Source organism: Roseobacter sp. (assembly GCF_039970775.1).
In the GTDB taxonomy this organism is placed as follows: domain Bacteria; phylum Pseudomonadota; class Alphaproteobacteria; order Rhodobacterales; family Rhodobacteraceae; genus Roseobacter.
In genome coordinates, this window is the sequence record NZ_JBDVLG010000051.1 from 39,487 (window position 1) to 53,319 (window position 13,833).

The window sequence follows — 13,833 nt, forward strand, 5'->3', positions numbered from 1 at the left end:
GGTGGCCAGCCTTGCGCGTCGCGGCGAACCGCGACGCGCTGGTGTGTTACGTCAACGCGCGGCGCAATTGCGGCAGGCGCGACAGGATCACAGTATCGATGGCCAAGACCGTCAGCAGCGCCAAACCGGCCATCGGAAACGCCATAGACACCCCCAGCCCGACCAGCGCGGCCCCCTGCCACAGGGGCATTTCACGTGGGAAGGGCGGGGCCGCCAGCCGGTTTGACCCGCTTGGCCGACGTTTCCACCACAATACAACCGAGCTGACGCATAAAAATAGAACGCTCAGGCAGACGGTTGTGTTGGCCAGTACGCTCAACAACCCCATCGTGCCCATGTGCAGCGAAATCCCTACGGCCATGGCTTTGCCCGCCAGAGAATAGTCGTCATAGCGCACATCGGCGAGAATGTTGCCGGTATATTGGTCCACGTGCACCGTGCGGTCTGACATTGGGTCGGTGCTGTCTGTGTTCATGGAATCCCGGCTGAGGGTCCAGACACCATTGGCCGATTGCGGCAGGTTCATCTGATAGCGGCCACCAAACCCGATGTCGCGGGCCAAAGTATCGATGGTGTCGAGCGTGATCAGCGGGCCCGCGATGCCGGGGGTTCCGGCGGGGCTGCCTGAGACGGGCATCGGGGTGAGCTCTAGCGCCCAAGGCACCTCGCGTCGGGCGTGGTTCATGCTGGCGTGGGTGTCATCGGACAATGGCACGGCATCCCATTTTTCGGCGGGGAATTGGCTCCAGGCTTGCACCATTTTGCCGCCCCAAACACCCGACCACGACAGGCCAGAGAGCAGGAAGAACACCAAAAACACCGACAACCAGATGCCAACGACCCCATGCAGGGATTTCCACAGGCTGCGTCCACGTGCAAATGTTGGCACCAACGTGCGGCGCCAACCGGCCCCGCGGGGCCACCACAAGTAGAGGCCCGTGGCGACTAGCACCATGGTCAGGGAGGCGGCGGTTTCCACCATGCGGTCACCGGTGACGCCCAGCATTAAACTGCCGTGGATGCCATCTGCGAAATCGTACCAGCCGCTGTGGCGTGGGTAGGTTTCGATCACGGTTGCGGTAAACGGATCAACCGCGACCATGATGGCGTCGGCGCCTTGATCAACGCGAAAGAGGGCCGCAACATCCGGCGTGCGGGGGGCGACATATTGGATCAACGTGCCGTCGGGGATAGCCGCGACTGCGGCGTCGGCCTGTGCAGAGACGGCCATTTCCGTGGCCTGCGGGACAACGGGTGTGCGTTCGCCGTCGCGCCCATCGACCCATGCGATCCAAAGCATCGACATTCCGGTGACCGCAAGTGTGCAAAGGAACGGTATGACAAACAGGCCCGCGTAAAAGTGCCAGCGCCAGGCGGCAAAGTAGAGTTTATTCACGCCGGTATCGGTTGGCGCATCTGTATCGAATGTGGTCATGGAGACCTCCAAGCTGGTGCCCGCTCTGTTGCGGGGTGTGATCTGTGAATTTGGGGTTCAGATCAGGCTTGGGGTGGGGCGCGGGTCAGTTGGCTGGGGTCAAGAGGTTTCGCGTGGTGGCGCAGTTGTGCGATCACGCGCATCCGGTCTGTCCGGGTCAGGTGCTGAGTATAGGGGGCCGCAACATGGTGTGGGCACATAAGCGTATCGCCAAGGCGGCAGGCGTCGCAGTTTTGCCCCGCCCCGTTTTGGGTGTCACCCGCGAGGCCGCATAGGTCGTCTAGGGTCCCGCCTGCGTCAAGATAGGCCAGCAGATCAGGGTTCATGGAAGGGGCAGATGTCCGGTGCGCAAATCCGATTGTGGCCATCGCAACGCACACCACCAAGGTGATGAGTAACTTTGCAAAATGGTGCACCGGAAACCGCATAATTCTGTCTAATCCAGATAATGGCACGATGCCAGAGCAACGTGCACATCATCTGCGATCAAAGCCAACCCATTGGCGCCACGCGAGTTTTGTCTGGGTCAGGGCGCGGGTTGGTTTCCCAATTGTCAGTCGCTTTGATGCGCACCCGTTGCAAATGCCACCGCGGGTGCGCAGCTGACGTATGCGCTGCGCACAGCCCCGGCTTAACCGACCTTAAAGCCCCAAAAGCTGGTTTGGTCTGCCATGAAATACCCATCGAACCCGCGCAGCAACCCTTGCAATTCGACAGTGTCGCCCGGTGCCAACAGGGCCATCGTCTGGATCTGCAACGTGGTTTGCTCTGACACATGCGCCCCGGTGATTTCGCCCAACGATCCGGCGATCACGTCTGTCCCGTTAAGCAACAACCGCGCGCTGAGCCGGGCTTTGTCGGATGCATTTTGTTTAAACGTTAACGTCGCGCCAAAGGTGTAGGTGCCCGCAACGGGGGCTATGAATTGGTTGCTGCCCGCGTCCAACACGCTTTGGTCGTTGAATTCAGCCGCGTTGATCGCGATGGTCGTCCAGACATCGGCGCTTGTGTAATTGTCGAAATTGGTCATCGCCTTGAACCGGGGCAGGTTGGGCTGTTCGACCACGCCGGTGCCTGCATCAATCACCAGCCCATCGCGGAAATCGACCCCATCGGCCGAGGTGGACAGGCGTATGTTGTCGCTGCCAAACAGACCCAATAGCGCGCGGGTGTTGAAATCTTTTTGAAAGATCAACCCGGCGTCGTCCAGACTGGTTTCCTTGTTGAGCGTTGACAAAACACTGCCGGTGCCGCCATCGGCCTGATAGAGCGCCGTCCACAAAGCGCTGTTCAGTTTTGCGGCGAATGGGGTGGTTGGCAAGGTTTCCATGCCCAACCCAAATGTGGCGATGTCCTGCAACTCGTCGCTGTCCAGATCGATCCAATCGGTGCCGTCATATACCACCATCGACTCGCGCCCGATGACATAGGCACGCCACCCTGGTTTGGGGTCAAAATACTGCCACAACCCGTTTTCAAGCAATGCAATTGCACCGTCATGACCCGCCCAAGCATCCGTGGCTGCATCCCCCACGATATGGCGGTCCCCTTCGACTGGCGCGGTGGGCGGTACCGATTGATCGTCGGTCAACACGCCAAGTTGGGTTAGCACATCCAGAATGCGCAAGGCTTCGTTGTGGGTGACGTGCTTTTGGGCCTGGCTGGGCAGGATATACGGCAAGGATAGGCAGCTGGAGGTATCGGCCATTGGATTTCCCCTGAGAAGATATGTACCGGCCAAACCTGCGCGAAAGGGATTGCAACGCGCTTAAACGACCGTGCGCATGGGTAACGAGTGCGCGCGGCTCTTTTGTCAAAATGAGATTGGTGCTAGGCCTGACACAGGCCATATCCGGGGCGGGCTGTTTGCCTGGGTGGTGGTGCAAAACGGCGTCTGACTGAAATATGAAGAGTATATATATGACTGTTTTACGGGGCATTGGCGTGTGGTTGTGTTTTACCATGTCGGTGATGGCGGGTGCCGCGCAGGCGCAGGTGCCGCCCAATTGTGCGGTAGAAACGGTGACGGACCCGGACCGGCAGGTGTTGTCTTGCGCCTTTGGCGTGATCATCGAAATGGAGGCCGCGGCCCAATTGGGGTTCGGGGATACACCGGGGGGTGCCGCGCCACAGGTGCTGGATCTGGACCGTGGAGGCGTGTTGTTAGAGGTGGCGCCCGGCACCCTGCGCCCGCAAATCCGCACGCCGCATGCCATCGCGGCCGTGCGTGGCACCGGGTATGTCGTTGATGTGCAAGACATGTCGACGTCTGTGTTTGTCCTGCATGGGGTGGTTGCGGTGTCGCATATCGGCGATGAGGGCGCGCCCGTTGTGTTGCGCGCAGGCGACGGCGTAGATGTGCGCGTTGGCGCCCCACTGGAAGTCCGCCGCTGGCCTGCGGGCCGGGTTGCGGATCTGTTGGCCCGCTTCGGCAGATGAAACCACCGGGGCAACGGCCTTTGTTCCTAGGGGTTTTGGTTCTGGTGATCAGCGGGGCGTGGGCGGCGATGGTCGTGACCCCGCATGTTATGGCGCGGGCCAGCATGCTCGATGGGCTAGAGACCGCGTTTTTGGACATGCGGGTGGTTCTTTTGGGGCCTGCCGACCCGGCGCCAGACGTGGTGATCGTGGCCATCGATGATGCGACCCTGACCTATGCCCAAGACACCAACCTGACGGCGCGCGCCGTACTGGCCCACACGCTTGACCACATCGCAGACATCGGGGCGGGGGCCGTTGGGGTCGACGTGATCCTTGCCGATGCGGGCGATGCCGATGTGACGGCAGATCTCGCTGCGGCGTTAGGGCGGGGGGCCACGGTCATTGCGGCGGGGGGCAGGTTCACCCCCGATACCACGACGCCGCATACAATTTTGCGCCCGCACCCGGCCTTTGCCCAAGCCGCGGATGTGGGGCTGGTGAACCTCTCGACCGATGCACATGGAGTGCCACGATACGCCCCGATGGTGTTCACAACGGACCGGGGTATAGAGCCGTCCTTTCCCATGGCCGTCGCGGCGCGGTTCTTGCAGGTCGCGCCCACCCTTGCGCCGGGTCACCTAACGCTCGGGCACAGTCAGTTGCCGTTGGACATTGGGGCGATGTTGCCCATCCGCCTGATCGGCCCGCAAGGGCACATCCCAACCTATTCCGCACGCGATGTGATGACCGGCATGGTTGCCAGTGAACTGGCGGGCAAAGCCGTTTTGGTCGGCTACACGGCCACCGCCTTTGGCGATACCTTCCCCACCCCGTTTGAGGGCAGTGTCCCCGGCGTAGAAATCCTGGCCGGGGTGGTGTCGCAGATGTTGGGGGGCCCGACGCTGCGGCGTGATCCGGGGGTGCGGCGGGTTGATGCCGCGGTGGGCATAGTGCTGGCGGTTGTGGCGGCAGGGCTGGTGGTGACACTGCCGCTGTCGATGGGCGTGCCCGCTGCGTTTGGGGCGGGGGCGCTGTGGGGCGCGGGGGTGATCGTTGCTTTCTATGTGGGGGTCTGGATGGGGGCAGCGGTCCCGCTTGTCGCTGCGATTGTCCCGATTGTGGGGGCAGGGGGCCTGCGGTATGTCATCGAAAACCGCAGAGCGGCGCGCGGGGTGACGGCCCTGGCCGCACTGAAACAATTCCAATCACCGGCACTGGCCGAGATGATCGCCCGCGACCCGGCTTTTTTGCAGCACCCCACAGCCCGGCCCCTGTCGATTTTCTTTGTGGATCTGAGCGGGTTTACCGCCCTGTCCGAACGGTTGGGCCCGGCGAAAACCCAAGAGCTGCTCAAACAGTTTCACCAACTGACTGCACAGGCCATAGAGACCCACGGCGGTGTCGTGCTTAACTACATGGGCGACGGTGCGCTGGCGGTGTTTGGCATGACAGATGCGGAAACGCCCGCCGATCAGGCGCTGGCGGCGTCTTTTGCGCTGATCGACGATCTGCGGGCGCTTGCCATCGCGTGCCGGATCGGCCTGCACCACGGCGATGTGGTTGTATCGCGGTTGGGCGGAGACCAGCACCATCAGGTGTCGGTGGCGGGCGACGTTGTGAACCTGACCAACCGGTTGCTGGAGATCGCAAAAACGGAACATGCCGTATTGGCCGTGACGGATACGGTGATGCAAATGGCAAGCACACGCGCGTTTCGGGCCTGTGATGTCACCAAACCGGTGGCCGTGCGGGGGCGGTCCGGCAGTGTGGATGTGCATTTTTGGAAGGCCTGACGGAGGCCCGTTAGCTTTGGATCAAAATGCTCAGCTCTTGTGCGGCGGTTTGTAGGTCGCCCACATGTTGGCGCAGAGATGTCAGGTCGTGGCGTTGCAGGGGCGCGTGCACCGATAGGGTCGAGACCAGACGATCTTGGTCATCCAGAATGGGCACGGCAATGGCGGCCATGTCATCCATGAATTCCTGATCATCGGTGGCATAGCCGCGCTTGCGGGTGGCGTCGATCTCGGCTTTGAGCGCGGTTTTGTCGACAATTGTGCCCGGTGCGCGGGGGTCAAATGTAGTGGCGGCCAAATACCGCTCTAGGTAGGCGGGGCGCAACGACGACAGATACATCTTGCCACTTGCCGTGCAATAAAACGGGACCTGCGTGCCAATCGGTAACTGAATGCGCAGCGGCCAGTGGGTTTCGACCCGGTCCAGATAGGTCATGCCATCCCGGTCGGGGGTGGCGATGTTGCAGGTTTCCCCGATTTTATCTGCGACACTGCGCAATATCGCCAACCTGACCGTGCGCATCCGTTGCGAAGACGCCGTGCGCAGCGACAGTTGCCGCAATCGAGGGCCGGGTCCATAAGACCGGCCGTCGATATCTTTTTGCAAGAACCCCTCGGCCTCGGCGGTGTTGAACAGCCGGTGCAACGTGGGCTTTGGCAGGTTCAACACATCCTTGAGGGCTGTGGGCGTCACGGGCACCCCGGCCTTTGCAACTTCTTCAAGCAAGACCAGCAACCGCAAGTTGGTTGGGATCTGGCCTTGTTGTTGGTGTGCGTAATCATCCGGCATGGGGGTTCGTTTACCTATCTGGAAGCAACATCAAGGCCATTTCAGGCGTGAGAGCAACAAAGATCCACACGGCCATCAACGCTGCAAGATACATGGTCGAATAGCGCAGAATTCGGAAGTAGGGAACACCCGTCACGCCAGATGCCACGTAAAGATTAAGGCCGTAGGGCGGTGTGATGAACCCAATGGAGGCCCCCACCAAGAAGATCACCGAAAAGTGGATGGGATCCACCCCAACCGACCCCGCGATGGGGGCCAAAATCGGCGCCAGGATGATCGTCACGGGCAGTGATTCCAGCACCATCCCCGATACGAACACGATCAACATAGCCGTGGCCAGAACCGCGTAATACCCCCCCATCGAAATCACGAAATCGCCGATGACCTCTTGGGCGCCGAGCAATGACAGAATTTGCTGCATCACGACCGAGATCGCAATCAGTGGTGCCAAGATGCCCGTGATCTGGGCCGACCGGACAACAATGCCGGGGATCTGCGGGAGAGTGAACCCTTCGACCAATAGCATTTCGGCATAGCTCTTTTCCTCCCAGGTGCGGCCATCTTTGATCTTGAATACAGAGCTCAGCAGCCAGCTGACCAGCCCCGCGATGATGCAAAACCCAACGGTTACGCCTGCCGCTTCGGTGGGGGAAAATTTCCCTGTGTAGATGCCCCAAAGGACCAACCCGATGGCGAAAAACCCAAGCCACGCGCCGAATGCGGTTTTGAGCACCCGGTTTAGTTGCAGCGGGATCAGAAATCCCCAGCCATTGGCCCGGCAGATGATCCAGCAGGCGAATTGCATCCCAAAGACCATCAACGCGCCGGGGATAATACCCGCCACAAACAGGTCAGAGATCGGTAGGTTCATCATGAAACCATAGACGATAAAGATGATAGATGGCGGGATGATGATCCCCACCGTGCCGCCTGCAGCGGCTGTTGCGGCGGAGAACCGTTCGTCGTAGCCGCCTTTGACCATTTCGGGGTGCAACATTGACCCAATCGTCGCCGTGGTGGCCGAATTGGACCCAGAGATCGCAGCGAACAAACCGCACGCCCCAAGCGACGCCATCGCAAGCCCGCCGCGCAGCCATCCCAGACAGGAATAAGCAAAATCAGACAGTCGCCGGGCGATGCCTGATTTGTTGATCAAATCTCCCGTCAGGATAAACAGCGGCATCGCCAGCAGCGCAAAGCCTTTGTTGAAGACGTTGAGCAGTTCCGACCCCATATTGTCGAGCGTCAGCCCCAGCACAAACGAGCAACCAACCACCCAATAGGCGATCACCAGCAGCACGGGCACGCCCAGCATGAACAAAAACGTAACGCCCAGTGAGATGAGCGTGATAAATGTACCGTCGGTCATTAGGTGTCCCCCCCGATCACGGCTTGTTCAACAAGCGGAGCGCCTGATTTATAGCGTCGCATGTCTTCGGCGATGTTCTGAAACGCGCGCCCGGCCATCAAAACAGCCGCCACTGGTGCGGTGATCAGGAACCACCACTGCATGGTGTTGTCGGTGCCCAGCACGATCTGGAAATTGGCCGCGGAATTGGCGGTTAGGCGGCTGGTGGTGACAAATAGGATCAACGCGAAACCGAACCACAAAAAGAAATCCAGCCACAGGCAGGCGATCTGGCCGCCGCGTGGCATTTTGCTGCGAAATTCGGAAAAGCTAAGGTGGGTGCGTAGGCGGATATTATATGCCGCGCCAAACCACGCCATGATCATGAACAAAAACGGTGGAATCGTCGTTGACCACGGTTGTTGGCTGTTGAACACAAAGCGGTCGATCACCCCCCAGAAAATGATGAACGCGATGGCGAGATACGAATACACCATGATCGTGCGTTCCAGATGGCGTTCGATAAACGGCCACTTGGTGTAGATCACAGACACCCCATAGCCGCTGATGATCAACACGATCACTCCAAGATACCATTTGGCATCCGCGCGCAGGGCATTGGTAATTTCAAAGCTGTCTTGCGAGGCAAGCGCCGAAAAAATTGTCCCGATATCAGATAAAATCGACAAACCTGTTCCTCCCAAAAAGGTTTGGCCCGTCAGATGCGGTGCAGATCACCCCCTGACGGACAAACGGACCGGCCCCGACATGGGGACCGGCTGTTTGGCACAACGCGGGTGGCTTTATGCCTTCCACCACCGGCGGGGTTCGACGTTTTCGGCGAGCGTGTGCGGGTTATTGCGCACCTCGTTGTAGATGTCTTGATAGGTGTCGATGCCACCGGCCCAGCCGTTGATCCGCTCGCGCCACTGCTCCCATAGTTGCGGTTGGAATTCGGGCGAACACATCTCTTCGGCTTTGCGGCGCTCTGCGTCCGACAGGGTCGCCATGCGCACGTTGTTTTTGGCAAAGATCGTATCGGGCAATTGCGGGTCAGAGAAACCAACCGTGTTGACCAACGCGGCCTCGTTGGCGGCCTGCACGTGCACCTGCGTTAGGTAGGACGATTCCATCACCGCGTCTTGTAATTCGCCGCCCAAGCTGTCGAAGACCGACGCCGACATAGCGGTGTGTTCGGTACCGCAAAAGAACCGCAGATCGACGCATTGGCTGACCACGGGTGACATGTTGGCATAGGCCACGGCTGACGCCCATGTTTCGGCGCCATCGATCAGACCCTGTTTCAGACCGTCGAGCGTTTCTTCCCAGGCAATCGGCACCGGGTTCAGGTTCAACGCGTTCATCGCGATGCGGCCCAATTGAGTGCCTGTCACGCGGTTTTTGGAGCCGAACAGCTCTTCGATGCTGGTGACAGTGGGTTTGTCTTCCCATGCCAGACCCAACTGAATGCCGCGCAATTCCGCGTGGCTGAACAGGAATTTCAGGCCGTGACGTTTTTCAAAGGGGTCGCGCAGGATGCGCTGAGATTCGGGGCTGTACATGAAATAATACTGATCCGCCCGCGAGCGGAACATATATGCATAGTCCAGAACGTTCAGATAAGGCGCGCCGCCCGCCGAGTTTTGTGTCGAAGCCGCGTACATGTCGACGATACCCTGCTGGGTTTTTTCCACACAGCTTAGCTGGTTACAGATCTGGTTGTTGCCAATAAATTCGACGCGGATCTCACCGTCTGTGCGGCTTTCAAGATCGCGTGCGAATTCCAGAACGCCGGCGCGTTCAACCAGCAGGTTTTGCGGGTTAAACCCTGCAGCGCCCATTTTCAGCGTAAATTTCGGCTCTTTGGCAAAGCGCTTTTTGTATGTCGATTCAGATGCTTGGGCAAGGTTCGACAGGCTCATCGCGCCGCCAAATGTGCCTGCCGCCAGTAATGTGGAACTAAGGCCATACCGACCTGCAACGCGGAATAAATCGCGCCGTGACAGGTGCTTGATATTGTTCTGAACTTTCATGACTTCCTCCCTGAATGTCATTTTTTGAGACCTGAAGTCCCAAAAAAACAGTAGTATGGTTAATTCTTTTTGCCTAGAGTTTTTTTGCAGTGCTCTAGGAGGTCAAATTGGAAGCAGATTTTATCGTAGTTGGTGCCGGGTCTGCGGGATGCGTTTTAGCCAACCGTCTGAGCGCAGACCCCAAAAACAAGGTCATTCTGCTCGAGGCAGGTGGCCGTGACTGGAACCCGTGGATCCACATCCCGGTGGGGTATTTCAAGACAATCCACAATCCTGCGGTGGATTGGTGTTATAAAACGCAACCCGATCCCGGCCTGAACGGGCGGTCTATCGAGTGGCCCCGCGGTAAGGTTCTCGGGGGCTCCTCCTCCCTGAACGGTCTCCTTTACGTGCGCGGTCAACCACAAGACTACGACCGCTGGCGGCAAATGGGCAATAGTGGATGGGGCTGGGATGATGTTTTGCCGTTGTTCAAGCGGGCCGAAAACAACGAACGCGGCGCCGATGAATACCACGGGAATGACGGGCCACTGTCGGTCTCAAACATGCGCATCCAGCGGCCCATCACCGATGCCTGGATCGCGGCGGCGCAGGCGGCGGGGTACAAGTTTAACCCCGACTACAACGGTGCAGATCAGGAAGGTGTCGGGTTTTTCCAACTGACGGCGCGCAATGGGCGGCGGTGCAGCACGGCGGTGGCCTATCTGAACCCGGCCCGAAAGCGCCCCAATTTGCAGATCATCACCCACGCGCAGGTCGATAAGATCGAGATCTCAGAAGGGCGCGCGACCGGCGTTAGCTACACCGATGCGGGCGGGCAGGTGCAAACGGTGACGGCCCGACGCGAGGTTGTGTTATGCGGGGGGGCGATCAATTCGCCGCAATTGTTGATGCTGTCGGGGGTCGGCGAGGCCGCGCAACTGGCCGATCATGGCATTGACGTAAAACAAGATTTGCACGGTGTTGGCAAGAATATGCAAGACCACCTGCAGGCGCGGTTGGTCTACAAATGCAACGAGCCGACGCTCAACGACGAAGTGTCGAGCCTTGCAGGGCAGGCGCGGATTGGGCTGAAGTATCTGATGTTTCGGTCGGGGCCCATGACGATGGCCGCCAGTCTGGCAACCGGGTTTCTTAAGACGCGACCAGACGTTGAAACACCTGACATTCAGTTTCATGTGCAACCGCTGTCGGCTGAAAACCCCGGCAAGGGCGCGGATAAATTCTCGGCGTTCACGATGTCGGTGTGTCAGTTGCGCCCCGAAAGCCGTGGCGAAATTCGTCTGGCATCGGCGCAACCGCGGGCCTATCCAAAGATCATCCCCAACTATCTGTCGACTGAAACGGATTGCCGCACGATGGTTGCGGGCGTGAACATTGCGCGCAAAATTGCCCGCTGCGCGCCCCTGACTTCGAAGATTTCGCAAGAATTTCGCCCCCACGCCAGTCTGGATATTGACGACTATGATGCCACCTTAGATTGGACGCGCAACAACACCGCATCGATCTATCACCCCACGGGGACGTGCAAAATGGGGTCGGGCGCGGATGCGGTGGTGGATGCAGCCTTGAAGATACATGGGGTCCGGGGGCTGCGCGTTGCGGATTGTTCGATCATGCCCGAGATCGTTTCGGGCAACACCAATGCGCCTGCGATCATGATCGGCGAGAAGGCCGCAGATCTGATACTAGCCGAAACCTGAGGTGTCATAAAACAGATACCAAACTGTCATGCCTTTGTGGTCTGACCCTGCGCCTTTGTGCGCAGTTCAGAACCAAAGGGGACCCCCATGACCAAACACTTGCTGCTTGCCAGCACCTTCGTAACGGCTGTTGCCGCAGGGCCCGCCCTGGCAGACCGCGCCTTTAATCGGATCGCGTCTTTTCCGGTGGCGTCTAATTTCGTTGGGGGCGCACCTGGTGAAACATCCGCCGAGATCATCGATGTCACCGCCGACGGGATGACGCTGGTGTACACCGACAGCCCGGCAGGCGTAATCGGGATGATCGACATCACAGACCCTGCCGCGCCGGCGCCTTTGGGCGTGTTGGAGGTTCAGGGCGAACCCACGGCGGTGTCTGTCATCGGCAACATGGCCTTTGTTGCGGTCAATACATCGCAAAGCTATGACACCCCGTCGGGCCATCTGGCCACGGTGGATCTGGCCGATATGCGCATCACCGCAACCTGCGATCTGGGCGGGCAGCCTGACAGCACCGCGCGGGCCAAAGATGGGTCTTTCATCGCAATCGCCATTGAAAACGAACGTGACGAAGACCGCGGCACAGGCCGTGTGCCGCAAATGCCTGCGGGTGATTTGGTTGTGATCGACATCATCGATGGCGCCGTGGCCTGTGCGACGCTCAGACGTGTCAGCCTGACGGGCCTTGCCCAGATCGCGGGCACGGACCCAGAGCCCGAATTCGTTGACATCAACGCGCTGGGCGAGATCGTCGTGACCTTGCAAGAAAACAACCACATCGCGGTGGTGACCAAAGAGGGCCGCGTGGTGTCGCATGTGTCGGCGGGCGCGGTGGATCTGGAGGGGATCGATACCCTTGATGATCGCGCGTCGTTGGTGTTTGACCAACGCCAACCCGGCCGTTTGCGTGAACCAGACGGCGTGCAATGGATCGACGACGACCACTTCGCGACGGCCAACGAGGGCGATATGGATGGCGGCGCGCGCGGCATGACGGTGTTTCACAAAGACGGCACGTTGGTTTGGGAAAGCGGCGCCAGTTTGGAACACGCGATTGTGCAGATCGGGCACTACCCCGACAAACGTTCTGACAGCAAAGGGGTCGAACCTGAGGGCATGGAATTCGCCCATTTCGGGGGCACGCCCTATCTGTTCGTCATGGCAGAACGCGCGTCGATTGTTGCGGTGTATGACATGACAGACCCTGCTGCGCCGGTGTTGAAACAGATGTTACCATCGGGCATGTCCCCCGAAGGCGCCGTGGCGATCCCCGAACGCGGGTTGCTGGTCACAGCCAATGAATTTGACGGTCTGGAGGACGGTGCGGCGCGCGCGCATGTGATGGTGTACCGGTATGCCGAAGGCCCTGCAGCCTACCCGCACCTGACATCGGCGGGGATGCCAAACCTGACAGGGTGGGGCGCGTTGTCGGGTATGGTCGCGGACGCGCACGGCATGATCTACGCCGTGTCCGACAGCTTTTACAGCGCCCAGCCGCGTATCTTCAAGATTGACCCCACCGTGACGCCTGCCCGCATCGTGGATGCGATAGATGTGACGCGCAACGGGGTGCCTGCGCAAAAGCTAGATATGGAAGGCATCGCATTGGCCGATGATGGCGGCTTTTGGGTGGCGTCTGAAGGGCGCACAGACAGGGTCACGCCGCACGCGCTTTATAAGGTCGACGCAGGTGGGGACATCACGCAAGAGATCGGCCTGCCGCCCGCGTTAATGGCTGTCGAGACGCGTTTTGGCTTTGAAGGGATCACGCGGGTTGGTCACACCTTGTGGATGCCGGTCCAGCGGGAATGGAAAGACGACCCGGAAAACCACGTCAAACTGGTGGCCTACAACCTAGAGACCCAAGAATGGGGCGCGGTGCTCTATCCCAAAACGGCGACAGACACCGGGTGGGTTGGGCTAAGCGAAATCAGCCTGCACGGTGACCACGTTTATATCATCGAACGCGACAACCAGCATGGGCAGGCGGCCGCAACCAAAAAGATCTATGCGGTGTCTTTGGAAGACATGGTGCCTGCGCTGTTGGGGTCGCATTTGCCTGTGGTGCCCAAGACCTTGGTACGCGATCTTATCCCCGATCTGACATCGACAGGTGGGTATGTTCTCGACAAGGTCGAGGGTCTGGCGATTTTGCCTGACGGGACGGCGTGGGTGTCTACGGACAATGACGGGGTCGATGACCATTCCGGTGAAACGATGTTTTTTACCATCGGTGTGGTTGGCGATTAAACTGGCACGCGCTGCGCCGGGCGGTATGTTCGGCGCAGCAACCGCCCGGTTTTAAACGCG

General features: G+C 59.5%; 11 protein-coding genes. 4 read left to right on the top strand and 7 right to left on the bottom strand.

Annotation, left to right across the window (positions count from 1 at the left end; genetic code table 11):
• Positions 1–46: 46 nt before the first annotated feature.
• The 3 genes from ABJH13_RS13070 to ABJH13_RS13080 form a co-directional block, all read right to left on the bottom strand.
• The gene (locus ABJH13_RS13070; protein ID WP_348406654.1) at positions 47–1,435 is read right to left on the bottom strand and encodes a PepSY domain-containing protein; all 1,389 of its coding nucleotides are present in this window, start codon (positions 1,433–1,435) and stop codon (positions 47–49) included.
• A gap of 62 nt (positions 1,436–1,497) precedes the next feature.
• The gene (locus tag ABJH13_RS13075; protein ID WP_348406655.1) at positions 1,498–1,803 is read right to left on the bottom strand and encodes a hypothetical protein; all 306 of its coding nucleotides are present in this window, start codon (positions 1,801–1,803) and stop codon (positions 1,498–1,500) included.
• Positions 1,804–2,066: 263 nt separating this feature from the next.
• Positions 2,067–3,143 (bottom strand): DUF2793 domain-containing protein, encoded by a 1,077-nt coding sequence (locus ABJH13_RS13080; RefSeq protein ID WP_348406656.1) that lies wholly within the window; start codon positions 3,141–3,143, stop codon positions 2,067–2,069.
• A gap of 212 nt (positions 3,144–3,355) precedes the next feature.
• Between ABJH13_RS13080 and ABJH13_RS13085 the strand changes: the two genes are divergently transcribed.
• Positions 3,356–3,874, top strand: a complete 519-nt coding sequence (locus ABJH13_RS13085; protein ID WP_348406657.1) for a FecR family protein — start codon at positions 3,356–3,358, stop codon at positions 3,872–3,874.
• Entirely contained in the window at positions 3,871–5,649 is a 1,779-nt protein-coding gene (locus tag ABJH13_RS13090) for an adenylate/guanylate cyclase domain-containing protein (RefSeq protein WP_348406658.1), read from the top strand. Before ABJH13_RS13085 ends, ABJH13_RS13090 begins: the two co-directional genes overlap by 4 nt.
• A 10-nt stretch (positions 5,650–5,659) precedes the next feature.
• Here the strand turns inward: ABJH13_RS13090 and ABJH13_RS13095 are convergent, their stop codons facing one another.
• From ABJH13_RS13095 to ABJH13_RS13110, 4 genes are all read right to left on the bottom strand, one after another.
• Positions 5,660–6,439, bottom strand: a complete 780-nt coding sequence (locus ABJH13_RS13095) for an IclR family transcriptional regulator (protein WP_348406659.1) — start codon at positions 6,437–6,439, stop codon at positions 5,660–5,662.
• 10 nt (positions 6,440–6,449) lie between these two features.
• Positions 6,450–7,808 (bottom strand): TRAP transporter large permease, encoded by a 1,359-nt coding sequence (locus ABJH13_RS13100; RefSeq protein ID WP_348406660.1) that lies wholly within the window; start codon positions 7,806–7,808, stop codon positions 6,450–6,452.
• Complete coding sequence (locus ABJH13_RS13105; protein WP_348406661.1) at positions 7,808–8,476, bottom strand: TRAP transporter small permease subunit; 669 nt, start codon at positions 8,474–8,476, stop codon at positions 7,808–7,810. Before ABJH13_RS13105 ends, ABJH13_RS13100 begins: the two co-directional genes overlap by 1 nt.
• A gap of 114 nt (positions 8,477–8,590) precedes the next feature.
• Positions 8,591–9,820, bottom strand: coding sequence for a TRAP transporter substrate-binding protein (locus ABJH13_RS13110; protein WP_348406662.1), 1,230 nt, complete (start codon positions 9,818–9,820; stop codon positions 8,591–8,593).
• Positions 9,821–9,927: 107 nt separating this feature from the next.
• Here ABJH13_RS13110 and ABJH13_RS13115 point away from each other — a divergent pair, with 107 nt between their 5' ends.
• Both ABJH13_RS13115 and ABJH13_RS13120 read left to right on the top strand, forming a co-directional pair.
• Positions 9,928–11,523, top strand: coding sequence for a choline dehydrogenase (locus tag ABJH13_RS13115; protein ID WP_348406663.1), 1,596 nt, complete (start codon positions 9,928–9,930; stop codon positions 11,521–11,523).
• Positions 11,524–11,610: 87 nt separating this feature from the next.
• Complete coding sequence (locus ABJH13_RS13120; RefSeq protein ID WP_348406664.1) at positions 11,611–13,773, top strand: esterase-like activity of phytase family protein; 2,163 nt, start codon at positions 11,611–11,613, stop codon at positions 13,771–13,773.
• Positions 13,774–13,833 lie beyond the last annotated feature (60 nt).